This is a genomic window from Paenibacillus sp. T2-29 (assembly GCF_052921365.1).
This window is the reverse complement of the sequence record NZ_JBREVE010000009.1, coordinates 163,109-178,490: the sequence shown is the minus strand read 5'-3', so window position 1 is coordinate 178,490 and position 15,382 is coordinate 163,109. Positions and strand designations below refer to the sequence as shown.

The following is a 15,382-nucleotide window of genomic DNA, read 5'->3' as shown; positions in this document are numbered from 1 at the left end:
TTTTGGGGAACGAACGCGATTGTGTGTATCGGATGCCGCCGGAACGGAACATGAGTGTCAGAGAAGCCTTAGTTGAGGCTTCTTCTTTTTTAGGAAGTTGCGGCGTGTTGGAGCCGCAGCATAATGCCCGCTTGCTGCTGGAACATGTGCTTGGACTGGAAGGTACGAGGTTTTACGCCGCTCTGGGCGATCCGTTCCCTTCCTCCGTCAAGGACACATGGGAACGGATCATCGCCCGCAAAGCTGCGGGTGAACCGGCGCAGTATATTATCGGACAGCAGGAATTTTACGGCCGCCCGTTCGCGGTTTCACCGTCGGTGCTGATTCCGCGCCCCGAGACGGAACTGCTCGTCGAGGCGATACTCCAGCACGGCGACCGGCTGTGGCCGAGCGGTGCTCCGCACGCGCTCGACATCGGTACGGGCAGCGGCGCGATTGCCGTGACACTGGCGGCTGAGCGGCCGCGCTGGCACGTGGCGGCGGGGGATATTTCTGCCGCTGCGCTCGAAATGGCGGCCCAGAACGCTGCCGCAAACGGCGCAGCCGTAGAATTCCGCGAGGGCGATCTACTGGCGCCGTTTACGGGAACGGTGGTGGACATCCTCGTGTCCAACCCGCCATATATCCCGGCTGCTGACATCGCTGGCTTGCAGCCAGAGGTGCGCGACCATGAGCCGCGAATGGCGCTGGATGGCGGTCCTGACGGGCTTGGCCCGTATCGGGCAATGCTGGAGCAGCTGGGGCTCCTTCAGGCCCCGCCCCGGCTAATCGGGTTTGAGCTGGGGATGGGACAGGCCAGAGACGTGGCTGGTCTGCTGGAACAGGCAGGTCACTGGAAGAACATTCTAATCATTCCTGACCTTGCGGGGATCGAGCGACATGTCCTAGGCGTCTCGGAGTAGTGCTGCATTTTCTTTTTGCGAGTCTTTCCTTTAGAATAAGAGGAGTATGACCGAGAAACGGCTCAGGGGGAAATCATGCTTCAGAAATTGAAAAAAATTGATGGTCCGGTTATTTTTATTCTGGTTTTGCTCATGGCGATTAGTATCATAACGGTATACAGTGCTGGTAGGGGTCCTACGAACTTGGCAGAGCACGGCAACGACTACCAGAAGATGATCGGGTATTATATATTGGGCTTTGTAGCGATCTTGGGTTTAGCGATAGTCGATTTTCGGATATTCATTAAAAAAGCCTTGTATGTATATGGAGGCGGGATATTCCTGTTGATTCTCGGCTTTTTTGGCGGGACGGTTAATAACTCTCAAGGCTTTTTGAAAATTGGTGGCTTAAATCTTCAGCCTGCCGAGGTATTCAAGCTGGTTCTTATCATTTTTTTGGCGTATATGCTGATTAAAAAGCGCAAGAGCAAGCTGTATTTTATTCAAGATGTTCTTCCAGTTGCTCTGGTGAGCTTTGTCCCGTTTGCCATGGTCATGGCACAAAATGACTTGGGTAATGCGCTCGGTTACATTGTCATCGTCATTGGTATGCTATGGATTGGTAATGTGAAGGCATCCCATGCGCTAATCGGATTTATCGTATTTGCAGTCGCCGTTGGTGGAGGGATCAAAGCGTATATCTCGTTTCACGATGAGATTGATTCCTTTATGAAAGGTATTGGCCGTAGTCACTGGGTAGAGCGTTTGGACCCTTGGCTGGTACCGGAAGAAGCAACCGCGAAGGCATCTTATCATACGAAAAATGCCAAACTGGCAATAGCTTCTGGCGGGATGATGGGCAAGGGCTTTTTGCAAGGAACCTCGGTACAGTCCGGGCGTGTTCCCTATACGTATGCGGATTCTATTTTTGTAGTTGTAGCAGAGGAGTTTGGGTTTGTAGGCTCTTCAATGCTACTATTGCTATATTTTATTTTGATTCACCGAATGATCCTGATTTCGCTGGAATGTCGGGATCGGGCTGGCCCGTATATAATTGTCGGGATTGTGTCCATGTTGCTGTATCAGATTTTTGAGAACATTGGTGCGTTTCTGGGCATTATGCCACTTACAGGGATTACGCTTCCATTCATAAGCTATGGCGGTACCTCGTTGCTTATTAACATGGCTAGTATTGGCTTGGTTATGAGTATTAAGGTGCATGGCCAGGAGTTAGAGGATGACCTGCCGCAGCCTTCCAGAGTAAGCTTGACGAAGGCGAAAAAAGCCTAGTACAGGCGGATTGTGACTAAATATTGATGGTTATTTGTGCGAGTTGAAACGGTGCGACGAAAGAGTCCAGATTGTGAAATCTGGGCTTTTTTATATTCCTAGGTGACGATCAAGCTTGCAATAGCCTGAATTTTTTACGAGATTCATAGGTTTAAACTCTCCCAAACCGGACAGACTGATAGACATGATAGAGTTTGGGTTTGGGGGGACGAAAATGAGAAGTTGGATGAAGCAAGCTGCAATGATACTCTTTTGTATATCGATATTAATGATGTCTTGGGAAGGTCAAAAAACGGACGCTGCGATGACCACGGGAGCAAGAGGGACTTTAGCGTCTGGAGTGGCCACCACAGGGTTGAAGGTAATTCCGCACGATTCCATCCGACTGCGCATTTTGGCTAATTCGGATCGTCCAGAGGATCAGTTGGTTAAGCGCGAAATACGGGATGCCATTGTGCAGCAGATGAATGCGTGGGTGGGTGAGCTGGATAATCCACAAAGCCTAAATCAAGCCAGAGTGTTGATTGATGCACATTTGCCTGAAATTGATCGCTTGGTAGGTGCGGAACTGGCTCGACGCGGTATAGGGTATGATCATCAGGTGGAACTGGCAAGTGTACCTTTTCCGACGAAAATGTACGGTGGCCTTGTTTACCCAGCAGGGAATTATGAGGCGCTTCGAGTTACACTGGGGCAAGGGAAAGGACAAAATTGGTGGTGTGTGCTGTTCCCGCCGTTGTGCTTTATTGATGCAGGTAGCGGTGAAGCAGCAGCACAAACTGTATCGGCAAAAACAAGTCATGAAGACAATCGAACGAATGCTGCTGACAAAGAGCCGGAAGTACGTTTTTTCCTGTGGGATGCCCTTACGGGTCTGTGGAGCTGGGTGAGTGGTTTGTTTGCCTAAACGTCTCGTCAGAGCTATGGAAAAGAGAACAACGAGTGTAAGTTTCCCCATATGTTATAATGGAACTTACGATAGATATGCAGATAGCAGAGCCAAATTGATCTGATTTGTTAAAGTGGGTTTTTGGAGATCAGGGCAATGAAATGGCCTGTATGACAATAAGATATGGGATGATCTGATATGAGCGATAAAGTGAACCAAATGCATGACTTGCACGCAGGTTTTGTGAAAAAAGAGAGAGCAGGGCAGGAGCAGGCATTACAGCCTTCTCACACACACTGGTGGGATGTAAGATGTCTGGTTCCTGATGAGGACACGACTATACCTGCTACCTCGTCTTTTGAGGTGGAAAAAGCGGCTCCCGTTGGTTCTGTGAACAACACAGACGGGGATGATCCTGACGAGCTTTCAGCTGGACAGGCTCTAATCACTGCGGAAAAGGGCATACGGGAGGCCGCCGTACTTCTCCAGGCTGGAGAGACGGTAGCCTTTCCTACGGAAACCGTGTACGGACTGGGGGCCGATGCGCGCAGCACTAAAGCGGTAGAGGCGGTATTCGCTGCTAAAGGGCGTCCGTCCGATAATCCGCTCATTGTACATATTTCCGATGCTGCTCAATTAAAAGGCATGGTAGCGGAAATAAACGATACAGCCCGAGCGCTGATGAATACATTTTGGCCAGGACCGCTGACTCTCGTACTGCCAGTAGTGTCGCAGGCACTTTCATCGCGTGTGACCGCAGGACTGGACACGGTCGGTGTGCGCATGCCGGATCATCCGATAGCGCTACGCTTAATCGCAGAAGCTGGTTGTCCGCTGGCTGCACCAAGCGCCAACCGCTCGGGAAGACCTAGTCCGACCCTAGCACAGCATGTGCTGGAGGACCTGGAGGGCCGCATCGGCGGCATTTTGGACGGAGGTCCCACGGGCGTGGGGCTGGAGTCCACGGTAGTACAAGTCGGTGACGACGGAACCGTCACCATTCTGCGCCCAGGCGGTGTGACTGCTGAACAGCTCGCTACGGTTGCTCGCTCTGTCGTACTGGACCCGGCGCTGGCTGACACACCCGGGCAGGACGCCGATAGCCTGGCGCCACGCTCGCCGGGCATGAAGTATACGCACTACGCGCCGCGAGGCCGCTTGAGCGTGGTACAAGGCCCGTCTTCTGTTGAAGTGACGGGCTGGATTCGCACCGCGTTGGCGGAGGCTACCGCGCGCGGGGAGCGCACGGCGGTGCTCGCGTTCGACGACCATGCTGCCGGCTACGCCGGAGAACGAGTCTACACGCTGGGCAAGCTGGACGCGCTTCATGAGGCGGCGCAGCGCCTATACGGCGTACTGCGCCGCTGCGATGAGGACGGCGTCACCTACATTATGGCGGAAGCCTGTCCGCCGAAAGGATTGGGAGACGCCGTCATGAATCGACTGCTTAAAGCGGCAGGTCATCGAATCATCCGTCTGTAGCTTCTGTAAAGAATTGAGTCTCTTATTTTAGTTTCTCCTCTCTCCTTATCTCTGTTTTGGGTATTTTCAGTGCCTGCTTGTACTGATTTGCCCCTTGTCCGCATAACGTGTACAAGAACAGACGGATAATGGAGGGATGGAGTATGCTGGCAGCCTCTGCCGATGCTGGGCAGGTTGTAACGATTCTGATCATGGCGGTAGCGCTAGGGATGGATGCGCTATCGCTGGGCGTAGGGATCGGTATGAAGGGGATACGCCTGCGAGACGTGCTGCGCATCAGCACTGTGATTGGTTTTTTTCACATCCTGATGCCGTTGCTGGGAATGTTCACAGGCCATTATATGAGTTCTTTATTAGGCCATGTGACGACCTACTTCGCAGGGGGATTACTCATCCTTTTGGGCGGGCATATGGTATATAATTCCTTCAAGGGGGACGGCGTACACGTATTGGATCATCGGTCGCCTTTGGGTCTTTTGCTGTTTGCGCTTGGGGTGAGCATTGACTCATTTTCTGTGGGAGTGTCACTGGGAATGTTCCAGAGTGACCTGGTGCTGACTGTTCTGGCCTTTGGTTTTTGCGGGGGAGCGATGGCGATGCTGGGGCTGTTACTGGGGCGCAAGGTCAGCCGTAATCTTGGGGATTATGGAGAAGCGGTGGGCGGTGCTATTTTGCTGGCATTCGGCTTTATGTTTATGTTTTGATTTTAACGTAGACAGTGTAAAATAAATACAGGATTTGAGTAATCCTCTGTTTATATATTTTTTCAACATACGGGGGGTGAAGACGTTGAAGAATATCTTATTTGTATGCACAGGGAACACCTGTCGCAGTCCAATGGCTGAGGGGATGCTGCGTAAGCTGGCTGCTGAGCATGGTCTGGAACTGGACGTGCGTTCCGCTGGAGTAGCTGCGATGGACGGCACGCCGATATCCCGACATGCAGAGGCGGTTCTGCGTGATCACGATATATCCGATCAGATCACTTCAACTCCTTTAAGCGACGGGCTTGCCGAGTGGGCACATCTGATCTTAACCTTGACACAAGGACATAAACAGCATGTCGTACAGCGGTTCCCCCAAACGGCAGGCAAAGTATTTACGCTGAAGGAATATGTGGAGGACCGGGACGCAGTGCTGAATGACGTACAGGAGTTAGATGGCTTGTATGCTTCACAGCAGTTGATGGCTTCACTCGGACAAGAGCTATCGACGCAGGAGCGTGAACGAATGATTGAATTACACCAACGGATTCCGGGCTTCGATATCTCAGATCCATTTGGTGGTTCGCGTGAGGACTACGATGTCACAGCGGCAGAAATCCGTACGGCTTTGCATAAGTTGTTGGACAAGCTAAAAGATTCTTCCGAATAAAATCGGTACCGTTCCTCTATTTTGTACGGAATCTGTTGATTTTCGACGATTAATCCGTTAAGATAAGGTGGAAAAATGAGAATCCGGTGTAACTGGCGACAAAAGTGGGATCAACCACGATGGAGCATCGGATATACGGCCGGTCGCCTGGGCAAAAGAGCAATTCCACATAGGTGTGGACTGCTCTTTTTTCGTATACAAGCTACAGCAGATCTTCTGCTGCCTCTTGTTCTTCCATTTTTTCTGCTCGAAATCTGAAACATCGGCTATAATATAGTCAGATTGTGATCAGGAGAGAGTGTGTTGAACTTGGGGCATGAAACCGTGCCTAGTCTCTGAGAGGCTGTTCAACCAAAGGAGGTTCCAATGGTAGAACAATTGGATCATGAGATTTCACTCGAAGCACAGACCGCTTCTGTCGTGCGGGAAATTGCGGAAGCGGCCAGTCTCAAAGCTGGTCGCCTGCTGGTTATTGGCGCAAGCACGAGTGAAGTGGCTGGAAGTCGGATCGGCACAGCAGGAGCGCTCGATGTGGCTCAGCAAGTGCTGTCTGGAGTAGAATCCGTTCGCAGAGAGTATGGCTTTGACGTGGCGTTTCAATGCTGTGAGCACTTGAACCGAGCACTGGTCGTTGAGCGTTCTCTACTGGAGCGATTAGGACTGATGGAGGTTGCGGCTGTTCCTGTTCGTACAGCAGGGGGCTCTATGGCTACCGTTGCCTATCGCTCTATGGATGATGCATGTCTGGCGGCGAACGTGCAGGCTCATGCCGGGATAGACATCGGCGAAACGCTGATTGGCATGCATCTGCGCCCAATTGCCGTTCCGTTTCGCCCAAGCCTTCGCTGGATTGGTGAAGCACGTGTGACAGCTGCGTTCACTCGTCCTCCACTTATTGGCGGACAACGGGCAGTGTACAGTCTGGAACAAGAAGCCGGCGGAAACTGCGATTAGCATTTGTCATGTCGGCATGTTAGTACTGATCTTTTTTGCATTAATGATGAGGTACCCAACAGAGGAACAGGCATTTGCTTGTATACCCAACAATTTGACCATGGAGAGGGAGTAATCAATCATGATGGAACATCTGCGTAAAAGTGACCCGGCAGTGATGGAAGCAATGGGGCTTGAACTAAAACGGCAACGCCACAATATCGAGCTGATCGCATCCGAGAATATCGTCAGTGAAGCAGTAATGGAAGCCATGGGCTCCGTGCTTACCAATAAATATGCTGAAGGTTATCCGAACAAACGCTACTATGGTGGCTGTGAGCATGTAGATATCGTCGAAGATATTGCACGTGACCGCGCGAAAGAATTATTCGGCGCCGAGCATGCGAACGTGCAGCCTCACTCTGGAGCACAAGCTAACATGGCGGTATATCTGGCAGCTCTTCAACCTGGAGATACTGTGCTGGGTATGAATCTGGCGCATGGCGGCCACTTAACACACGGAAGCCCGGTTAATGCCTCCGGTTTGTTGTATAACTTTGCTGCTTACGGTGTACGTGAAGACAACTTCCGTATCGACTACGATGAAGTGCGCAAAGCGGCCTTCAAGCACCGCCCTCGTTTGATCGTAGCTGGTGCAAGTGCATATCCGCGTACTATTGATTTTGAAGCTTTTGCTTCCATTGCTAATGATGTAGGTGCTTTATTCATGGTGGATATGGCACATATCGCAGGTCTCGTGGCAGCAGGGATTCACCCTAGTCCAGTTCCTCATGCCCAATTTGTGACAACAACGACACACAAAACGCTACGTGGTCCGCGTGGGGGTCTAATTCTGACTCGCAAAGCGTGGGCGCAAGCGATTGATAAAGCTATCTTCCCTGGTACTCAAGGTGGACCATTGATGCACGTGATCGCATCCAAAGCAGTTGCTTTGGGTGAAGCGCTCCAGCCATCATTCAAAACCTATGCGCAAAACGTAGTCCGCAATGCGCAGGTGCTGGCTGAAACACTGCTGGCAGAGGGGATTAACATTGTATCCGGGGGTACGGATAATCACCTGATGCTGTTGGACACACGCAATTTGAATATCACAGGTAAAGAAGCGGAGCATGTATTGGATTCCGTGGGTATCACGGTCAACAAAAACGCCATTCCTTTTGACCCAACGAGTCCGTTTGTTACTAGCGGGATCCGTATTGGTACACCTGCTGCAACTTCTCGTGGTATGGATGAAGAGGCTATGGTTAAAATCGGTAAAATCATTGCTGATACTCTTAAAAATCCAAAAGATGATACTGTATTGTCCAAAGCAAGCCAAGCGGTTGGCGAGTTGACAGACAAGTTCCCAATCTATCCAGGAACCCAATACTAATTCATCGTCATTCCTTTTAATCTTATATGATAAGGCTGTTTTCCTTTCGTTAGCGGAGGGGGAACAGCCTTTTTTGTGTCCAGACGACTCGAAACTTACATTTTTGGGTAATAAGCGATTACAGTAAGGATTATGCGCGTTTTCCTTCATGATCTACGACAAAGGAGTGATTGCATTGAGCCAAAGAAAATCCGCGCAATTATTGCAGCAGCTCGTATTTGTGGGACCGATGGCGTTGTTTTTCGTCTTAATTATGGTCATTCCGTTCCTGTTGGGGCTGTATTATTCCATGACGAACTGGGATGGTGTATCTGAACATGTCCGATGGCTCGGGCTAGGGAATTACGTTCATATTTTTAAAGATGATCCAGATTTCCGTAATGCATTTTGGTTTACGGTCCGTTTTACCGTATGTGGTGTCATTCTAACTAATCTGGTGGGCTTTTTCCTGGCCTATGCGCTTACAAAGCCATTGCGTACCCGCAATGCACTGCGAACTGTATTTTTTATGCCTAATATGATCGGCGGCTTACTGCTCGGCTTCATCTGGCAATTTATATTTGTACGCGGTTTTTCGGCGGTGGGAGAGGCGACAGGGCTATCTTTTTTCAAACTACCGTGGTTGGGTGATGGACCGACTGCTTTTTGGGGAACTGTCATTGTATTTGTGTGGCAATACGCAGGTTATCTCATGGTTATTTACATATCCTCTCTAAATAATGTCCCGCATGCTCTTATTGAATCGGCCCAAATTGATGGTGCGAGCCGAAAACAGATTTTACGTCATATTGTGCTGCCGCTTATTATGCCAGCAGTGACCGTCTGCTTGTTCTTGGCGATATCCTGGTCCTTTAAAGTATTTGAGTTGAATTTGGCTTTGACAAAGGGTGGGCCATTTAAGGCGACAGAGTCTGTAGCGTTGGACATATATAATGAAGCGTTTACAAATAATCGGCTTGGATTGGGAACTGCCAAGGCTATGATTTTCTTCGTGGTCGTTGCGATCATTACCAGCATTCAGGTGCGTCTCACGAAGAAAAAGGAGGTCGAAATGTAATGGAAAAAACATCGAACTATCGTTTAAGCACATGGGTAGCTGAAATATTGCTTATTGTGGTTGGGTTGATCTTTCTAGTTCCGTTCTATTTTTTGCTCGTGAACTCCGTTAAATCTTTTGGAGACATTTTGGCTCATTCCGCTTCGTGGCCGACAACCTTCCGTTTTGAAAACTATGCTAACGCCTGGAATAAAATAAGCTTTCCCACAGCACTGGGGAATTCACTGATCGTCACCATCGTCAGCAATGCGCTTTTGCTGCTGATCAGCTCGATGGCCGCCTACCAAATGGTTCGGCATGACACTCTTTTTAATCGGTTCCTGTTCGGACTGCTTGTGGCTGCGATGGTCGTGCCTTTTCAATCGATTATGTTGCCGCTTATGGAAGTGTCCAACGTATTGAGTCTGAACAACAGCATACCAGGACTAATTTTGTGCTATCTGGGTTTTGGAGCGCCTTTATCAGTTTTTCTGTTTCATGGCTTTATTAAAACGGTACCTATTGAGGTTGAGCAGGCGGCGAGAGTGGACGGTTCTTCTCGTTACGGGGTGTTCTTTCGCATCGTTTGTCCACTGTTGCTCCCTATGTTCGTGACCGTACTTATTTTGAATACGTTATGGATCTGGAATGATTACTTGCTGCCTTCGCTCATTTTGAATGATCCTGAGCTGCGTACGATTCCGATTGCGACCTATATGCTGTTTGGTCAATATACCAAGCAATGGGACTTGGCGTTGCCCGCACTGGTACTTGGAATCACGCCAATCGTTGTGTTTTTTCTGGTGATGCAAAAATACATCGTTTCCGGCATTGCGGCCGGAGCGGTTAAAGGCTGATGGGAGGGATATCGGATGAAAAAGACAGTGCTGCTTGTCATCTCCCTAATGTTGCTGCTTACATGTATGCTTGCAGGTTGTGGTAATACGAAGGCTCAACAGAGTGGGACCAAAACGATACACATTTATCAATTCAAAGTGGAGATTTCGGAACCGTTGAACAAGCTGAAGGCTGAATATGAAAAAACGCACCCTGGCATTAAGCTGGATATCCAATCTGTCGGTGGGGGTACAGATTACGGTGCTTCGTTGAAGGCTAAGTTCGCATCAGGCGATCAGCCGGACATTTTCACAAATGAGGGTTATCAAGATCGCGATACGTGGTTTGAGTACCTGGAGAATTTATCGGATCAGCCATGGGTGAAGGACTTGGATGATTTCGCCCGTAAGCCCATGACGGTTAACGGTAAGATTTATGGACAGCCTATGAACCTGGAGGGGTTCGGTTTTGTCTACAACAAGGATTTGTTCAAAAAAGCGGGTATAACCAAACTACCTCAGACGTTAGATGAATTGGAGGAAGCAGCCAAGCGACTGAAAGCAGCAGGGTTTATCCCTTTTGCTAACGGCTATGCAGAGTGGTGGGTTCTGGGAAATCACTTTATCAATATCCCCTTTGCCAGACAGTCGAACCCGGAGAGTTACGTTGCGGATTTAAACAAAGGAACTGCTCGCATCCCTGATAATCCCGTGTTCGATCAGTGGGTGAAGTTGCTTGACCTGACTTTAAAATATGGAAACCCCAATCCGCTCACAACGGACTACAACACACAAGTGACACTGTTTTCGACAGGCAAGGCCGCTATGATGCACCAGGGGAACTGGACGCAGCCGCAAATAGATGGAATTAATCCTAACTTGAATTTGGGTATTCTTCCAAGCCCCATAGACAATGATTCCTCTACTGGAGATAAACTGGCTGTGGGAGTGGCCTCAAACTGGGTGGTCAATAAAAATTCTCCTGTGAAGCAGGAGGCAAAGGAATTTCTCAATTGGCTGGTTACATCAGAAACAGGCAAACATTATATCACCAAGGAGTTTAAGTTCGTTCCTGCCTTCAAAAGTATCACGTCCAGTGACGAGACCACAGGTGATTTGGGTGCGGAAATATCTCGGCACGTGAAGGAAGGCAAGATATGGAGCTGGAACTTCCAGCGCTTCCCGAAGGGACTGAATCAGGATTTAAGCAGTAGTATACAAGCCTATATTGCAGGGGTTATTACGAAGGACGAAATGCTTCAGCAATTTCAGGGAGCGTGGGACAATCTGAAGTATAGATAAAGAAATTGCATGGGGTGGCAGAGGCTATATCTCAGGCAGAAAGTTTAGAGCTGGTAGGCTTTGACGGTCAAGGGGCGTCAAAGCCTTTTTGATATGATTTTATATGACAAAAGTCACACGTAAATGGGCCTTGCCAAGCATTTTACTTGTCATATCTTTCCCTTGACAAAAGGTTGCGGTGGCAGGTGTTAAATCAACCAAGGGAATGTTATAATAAACAGGATTTACAGGCACGCATTGCATCTGTGCTTATTTGGTTTGTACAAATAGGTTACATAGATCCTTTCGAATCAGGATGTTCGATATGCTGGTGCGGAAGAACGTGACGATAATACCGGAGGGAATATATTATGGCAAAACTGGTGGTTTGCGATCACCCTTTGATCCAACACAAACTTACATTTATTCGCGATGTGCGGACCAACACGAAAGATTTCCGTGAATTGGTTGATGAAGTAGCAACTTTGATGGCTTATGAAATTACAAGGGATATCCCGCTGGAGAGCATTACGGTGCAGACTCCAGTTGCTGAAACCGAAGGTAAAGTGATTTCCGGTCGTATGCTGGGCCTTATCCCGATTTTGCGTGCAGGCTTGGGTATGCTGGATGGTGTCGTAAAGCTTTTGCCGGCAGCAAAAGTAGGACATGTGGGGTTGTTCCGTGATCCTGAGACATTGCAACCTGTAGAATATTATACGAAGCTGCCTACGGATGTAACTGAACGTGAATTGATCGTAATTGATCCAATGCTTGCAACGGGCGGGTCGGCAATCGCAGCAATTGATGTGTTGAAAAAGAGAGGCTGTACTCAAATTAAAATGATGAATCTGATTGCCGCTCCTGAAGGAGTGAAAGCTGTGCAGGATGCGCATCCTGATGTAGACATTTATGTCGCTGCACTGGACGAGCGTTTGGATGATCATGGCTACATCATTCCGGGTCTTGGAGATGCAGGAGACCGCTTGTACGGAACCAAGTAGACTACTTTTAGCGGTTTGGCACAATCTATGGACGCTAAGACAGATCATCTATCTGAAGAAAGGAATGATCTGGGAGGCAGATGTTTATTATGAAAAGGGGTTCAACAGAAAATGTCTAAAATCAAAGTGATGACAATTTTCGGTGTGCGTCCGGAAGCGATTAAGATGGCTCCTCTCATTTTGGAGCTTCAGCGCCATCCGGAGCATATCGAGTCCGTGGTATGCGTTACAGCTCAACATCGCCAGATGCTTGATCAGGTTCTGGAAGTTTTTAATATTCACCCTGACTATGATCTGGATGTAATGAAGGATCGCCAGACACTCAATGAAATTTCCATACGTGTACTTCAAGGTCTGGAGCCCGTATTGCGTGAGGCGAAGCCTGATATTGTGTTGGTTCACGGCGATACGCTGACGACTTTCCTGGCTAGCTATGCAGCCTTTATGCAGCAAATTGAAGTAGGGCATGTGGAAGCAGGTTTGCGGACATGGAACAAGCTTTCTCCATATCCTGAGGAAATGAATCGTCAGCTCACAGGTGTGCTGTCCGATCTGCATTTCTCGCCTACTTCTTTGTCAGCTGGAAATTTGCGGAAGGAAAATAAGCCTGAATCGCGAATATATGTAACAGGCAATACAGTTACGGATGTGTTTCAGTATACAGTTCGTCAGGACTACGAGCACCCTGTACTGGACTGGGCTCAGGGCAAACGCCTAATTCTCATGACAGCACATCGTCGGGAGTCCCAAGGGGAACCGCACCGTCAGATTTTTAACGCGGTTAAGCGGATCGCAGACGAGTTTGAGGATATTGCTATTGTTTACCCGGTTCATCCGAGCCCGGCCGTGAAGGAACCTGCATTTGAAATTTTGGGCAACCATCCGCGTATTAAGCTGATTGATCCGCTGGATGTAGTGGATCTGCACAATTTTTATCCGCACACGCATCTGATTCTTACGGATTCCGGTGGTCTTCAGGAAGAAGCGCCTTCGTTCGGAGTACCTGTGCTGGTGCTGCGTGATACGACCGAAAGACCGGAAGGGATTGAAGCGGGTACCTTGGAACTGGTGGGTACAAGTGAAGAGAACGTGTACAGTCGGACCAAGGCTCTTTTGACAGATTCCGCGTTGTATGAGTCTATGAGTCAGGCAGCGAATCCTTACGGTGATGGACAAGCATCTATAAGAATTGTCAATGCGATTTTGCACCATTATGGTGTTCAAACAGAACGTCCTGAAGAATTTCACACAATGTTCACAAAAGGCGTTCGTTCGTAATCATTAATCTTTACAAGGTAAGCATACAGTTAAACTGTACGGTTACCAAGGGATACAGCATTTTTAGATGCTTTGTCGACTGATTTTTATACTTTAGGGCGCTAAAATATCTCAATTGACAAAGCATCTTATATTTAAGTAAAATGGACTGGAATTGCAGGGGTGACATGAGAAAAGTGGTCAAACCTTCCAAGCAAAACAACAACCGAAACAACACCGGAAATGCCTTTAAGGCTATAGGACTGGTGAGCGCGATCGGCATTGATTTGACGATATGCACACTGGGTGGTTTCTATGCCGGGAAATGGCTTGATGCCAAACTTGGTGGATCTGGAATCTGGACTGGCGTAAGCGTTCTCGCAGGCTTGGTTGTAGGCGCATTGAGTATTGCCCTTGTGATCGGAAAGGTACTGAGGGACAAATGAATGAGATGACCCGAATGCAAAAGATGTTATGGATCGTAGCGCTTATGATTATGGCTCTGTGTTTCCTGGTCTCCGCCTTCATGCCCCAACATCGTGACATTGCTCACGGAATCATTCTGGGAACGGGAGTAAGCTGTCTAAATGTGCTATATATGGCCTACAAGATTCGACAGGTTGCGAGTGCGGCTGCCGGTGAAGGAAAGAAGAAAAAGGTGGGGATTGGCTTTGGCGTTCGATTGGCGACCTCTATTTTGGCAGTGGTGCTGGCTATGGAGTTCCCAGCCTATTTCCATGAGATCGCTGTAATGGCAAGCCTGGTAACTGGACAATTTCTTCTTTTAATTATAGGCATCATATTCACGCTACAGGAAAAATAATGGCTCAACTGAGAAAGGGGTGAGAAAACATGTTGCATGAATCACCGATTATCGAATTGGGCGGGTTTAACATTGACTTGTCCGTCATTATTATGCTTTTTGTGACTTGCGCGATTGTATTTGGACTAGCATTTGCTGCAACACGCAATTTGTCTGTGGACAATCCGAGCAAACTGCAAAATTTTATGGAATGGGTCGTAGAATTCGTTCAAGGACTGATTTCCAGCACAATGGATTTGAAAAAAGGGAAGCCCTTCCTCTCCTTGGGGATGACGCTGATCATGTTCATTTTCGTGGGCAATATGCTGGGTTTACCGTTCGGAATTGTGACTGAATTCGATAATGTGCAAAGTGCCCAAGTATTTGGACATGAAATCATTCCAGTCAAAGAAGCACTAGAACAAGCACAGGCGTCTCACCCGGGCGAAGCTGCCCATGTAGGTATCAGCTGGTGGAAATCACCTACCGCAGATGCAGGGGTATCCATTGGACTGGCATTGATGATCTTTGTCCTGGTTCATTTCCTGGGAATCTTCCGTAATACCAAAGCTTACTTCAAGCATTACGTTCAGCCATTTCCGTTCTTTTTGCCAATTAACTTGATTGAACAGTTTTCAAAACTATTGACACACGGTATGCGTCTATTCGGTAATATTTTTGCCGGCGAAGTTTTGATTAGTGTTCTGCTGAAAATGACAGCACTTGGTGTGGGAGGTATGGTTGCTTCCGTATTGGGGCTCGTAGTTTGGCAGGGATTCAGTATTTTTGTCGGTAGCATTCAGGCGTTCGTCTTCACCATTTTGACGTTCGTATATATATCACAGGCAATTGACACACATGAAGAAGAACATTAGGTGAATTATGTTTCAGGTTTTTAGTTAAGTTCAGGAGTACGCTTCGCGCTTA

Annotated in this window: 16 protein-coding genes and 1 riboswitch; all 16 genes read left to right on the top strand. The window is 48.4% G+C overall.

The window, feature by feature from the left end:
• The first annotated feature begins 2 nt into the window (after window positions 1–2).
• The 16 genes from prmC (at window position 3) to atpB (ending at window position 15,330) form a co-directional block, all read left to right on the top strand.
• Window positions 3–902 carry a peptide chain release factor N(5)-glutamine methyltransferase gene (prmC, locus tag ACU1JV_RS21750; RefSeq protein WP_129550121.1) on the top strand — a complete coding sequence of 300 codons (900 nt, stop codon included), beginning with the start codon at window positions 3–5 and terminating at the stop codon, window positions 900–902.
• A 75-nt stretch (window positions 903–977) separates the two neighbouring features.
• Window positions 978–2,171, top strand: coding sequence for an FtsW/RodA/SpoVE family cell cycle protein (locus ACU1JV_RS21745; RefSeq protein ID WP_040102696.1), 1,194 nt, complete (start codon window positions 978–980; stop codon window positions 2,169–2,171).
• Window positions 2,172–2,385: 214 nt separating this feature from the next.
• On the top strand, window positions 2,386–3,078 hold the full coding sequence (gene spoIIR, locus ACU1JV_RS21740; RefSeq protein ID WP_040102697.1) for a stage II sporulation protein R: 693 nt from the start codon (window positions 2,386–2,388) through the stop codon (window positions 3,076–3,078).
• A 180-nt stretch (window positions 3,079–3,258) separates the two neighbouring features.
• A complete protein-coding gene (locus ACU1JV_RS21735) occupies window positions 3,259–4,542 on the top strand; it encodes an L-threonylcarbamoyladenylate synthase (protein WP_413987116.1) in 1,284 nt (427 codons plus the stop codon).
• 143 nt (window positions 4,543–4,685) lie between these two features.
• Window positions 4,686–5,246, top strand: coding sequence for a manganese efflux pump MntP (locus tag ACU1JV_RS21730; protein ID WP_013373449.1), 561 nt, complete (start codon window positions 4,686–4,688; stop codon window positions 5,244–5,246).
• A gap of 85 nt (window positions 5,247–5,331) precedes the next feature.
• Window positions 5,332–5,916: a low molecular weight protein arginine phosphatase gene (locus tag ACU1JV_RS21725; RefSeq protein ID WP_129550118.1), complete on the top strand. Its 585-nt coding sequence runs from the start codon at window positions 5,332–5,334 to the stop codon at window positions 5,914–5,916.
• A gap of 78 nt (window positions 5,917–5,994) precedes the next feature.
• A riboswitch (ZMP/ZTP riboswitch) is annotated at window positions 5,995–6,076 on the top strand.
• Between the two features lie 206 nt (window positions 6,077–6,282).
• Entirely contained in the window at window positions 6,283–6,870 is a 588-nt protein-coding gene (locus ACU1JV_RS21720) for a TIGR01440 family protein (RefSeq protein WP_142612448.1), read from the top strand.
• 121 nt (window positions 6,871–6,991) lie between these two features.
• Window positions 6,992–8,242: a serine hydroxymethyltransferase gene (locus ACU1JV_RS21715; RefSeq protein WP_016324828.1), complete on the top strand. Its 1,251-nt coding sequence runs from the start codon at window positions 6,992–6,994 to the stop codon at window positions 8,240–8,242.
• A gap of 175 nt (window positions 8,243–8,417) precedes the next feature.
• A complete protein-coding gene (locus ACU1JV_RS21710) occupies window positions 8,418–9,299 on the top strand; it encodes a carbohydrate ABC transporter permease (RefSeq protein ID WP_413987115.1) in 882 nt (293 codons plus the stop codon).
• Entirely contained in the window at window positions 9,299–10,135 is an 837-nt protein-coding gene (locus ACU1JV_RS21705; RefSeq protein ID WP_413987114.1) for a carbohydrate ABC transporter permease, read from the top strand. Before ACU1JV_RS21710 ends, ACU1JV_RS21705 begins: the two co-directional genes overlap by 1 nt.
• A gap of 15 nt (window positions 10,136–10,150) precedes the next feature.
• A complete protein-coding gene (locus tag ACU1JV_RS21700; RefSeq protein ID WP_413987113.1) occupies window positions 10,151–11,416 on the top strand; it encodes an ABC transporter substrate-binding protein in 1,266 nt (421 codons plus the stop codon).
• Between the two features lie 350 nt (window positions 11,417–11,766).
• On the top strand, window positions 11,767–12,396 hold the full coding sequence (upp, locus tag ACU1JV_RS21695; protein ID WP_013312332.1) for a uracil phosphoribosyltransferase: 630 nt from the start codon (window positions 11,767–11,769) through the stop codon (window positions 12,394–12,396).
• 111 nt (window positions 12,397–12,507) lie between these two features.
• A complete protein-coding gene (wecB, locus tag ACU1JV_RS21690) occupies window positions 12,508–13,674 on the top strand; it encodes a non-hydrolyzing UDP-N-acetylglucosamine 2-epimerase (RefSeq protein ID WP_137079396.1) in 1,167 nt (388 codons plus the stop codon).
• Window positions 13,675–13,841: 167 nt separating this feature from the next.
• Window positions 13,842–14,099: an AtpZ/AtpI family protein gene (locus ACU1JV_RS21685; protein WP_013373440.1), complete on the top strand. Its 258-nt coding sequence runs from the start codon at window positions 13,842–13,844 to the stop codon at window positions 14,097–14,099.
• A complete protein-coding gene (locus ACU1JV_RS21680) occupies window positions 14,096–14,476 on the top strand; it encodes an ATP synthase subunit I (protein WP_013373439.1) in 381 nt (126 codons plus the stop codon). The genes ACU1JV_RS21685 and ACU1JV_RS21680 overlap by 4 nt, the downstream gene beginning before the upstream one ends.
• 29 nt (window positions 14,477–14,505) lie before the next feature.
• Entirely contained in the window at window positions 14,506–15,330 is an 825-nt protein-coding gene (gene atpB, locus ACU1JV_RS21675) for a F0F1 ATP synthase subunit A (RefSeq protein WP_013373438.1), read from the top strand.
• The last annotated feature ends 52 nt before the right edge of the window (window positions 15,331–15,382 follow it).

Excerpts from the sequence above, each read along its gene's own strand:
- ACU1JV_RS21745 (WP_040102696.1), top strand. The coding sequence starts at position 978 with ATGCTTCAGAAATTGAAAAAAATTGATGGTCCGGTTATTTTTATTCTG.
- spoIIR (WP_040102697.1), top strand. The coding sequence starts at position 2,386 with ATGAGAAGTTGGATGAAGCAAGCTGCAATGATACTCTTTTGTATATCG.
- ACU1JV_RS21735 (WP_413987116.1), top strand. The coding sequence starts at position 3,259 with ATGAGCGATAAAGTGAACCAAATGCATGACTTGCACGCAGGTTTTGTG.
- ACU1JV_RS21730 (WP_013373449.1), top strand. The coding sequence starts at position 4,686 with ATGCTGGCAGCCTCTGCCGATGCTGGGCAGGTTGTAACGATTCTGATC.
- ACU1JV_RS21720 (WP_142612448.1), top strand. The coding sequence starts at position 6,283 with ATGGTAGAACAATTGGATCATGAGATTTCACTCGAAGCACAGACCGCT.
- ACU1JV_RS21715 (WP_016324828.1), top strand. The coding sequence starts at position 6,992 with ATGATGGAACATCTGCGTAAAAGTGACCCGGCAGTGATGGAAGCAATG.
- ACU1JV_RS21705 (WP_413987114.1), top strand. The coding sequence starts at position 9,299 with ATGGAAAAAACATCGAACTATCGTTTAAGCACATGGGTAGCTGAAATA.
- ACU1JV_RS21700 (WP_413987113.1), top strand. The coding sequence starts at position 10,151 with ATGAAAAAGACAGTGCTGCTTGTCATCTCCCTAATGTTGCTGCTTACA.
- upp (WP_013312332.1), top strand. The coding sequence starts at position 11,767 with ATGGCAAAACTGGTGGTTTGCGATCACCCTTTGATCCAACACAAACTT.
- wecB (WP_137079396.1), top strand. The coding sequence starts at position 12,508 with ATGTCTAAAATCAAAGTGATGACAATTTTCGGTGTGCGTCCGGAAGCG.
- ACU1JV_RS21685 (WP_013373440.1), top strand. The coding sequence starts at position 13,842 with ATGAGAAAAGTGGTCAAACCTTCCAAGCAAAACAACAACCGAAACAAC.
- ACU1JV_RS21680 (WP_013373439.1), top strand. The coding sequence starts at position 14,096 with ATGAATGAGATGACCCGAATGCAAAAGATGTTATGGATCGTAGCGCTT.
- atpB (WP_013373438.1), top strand. The coding sequence starts at position 14,506 with ATGTTGCATGAATCACCGATTATCGAATTGGGCGGGTTTAACATTGAC.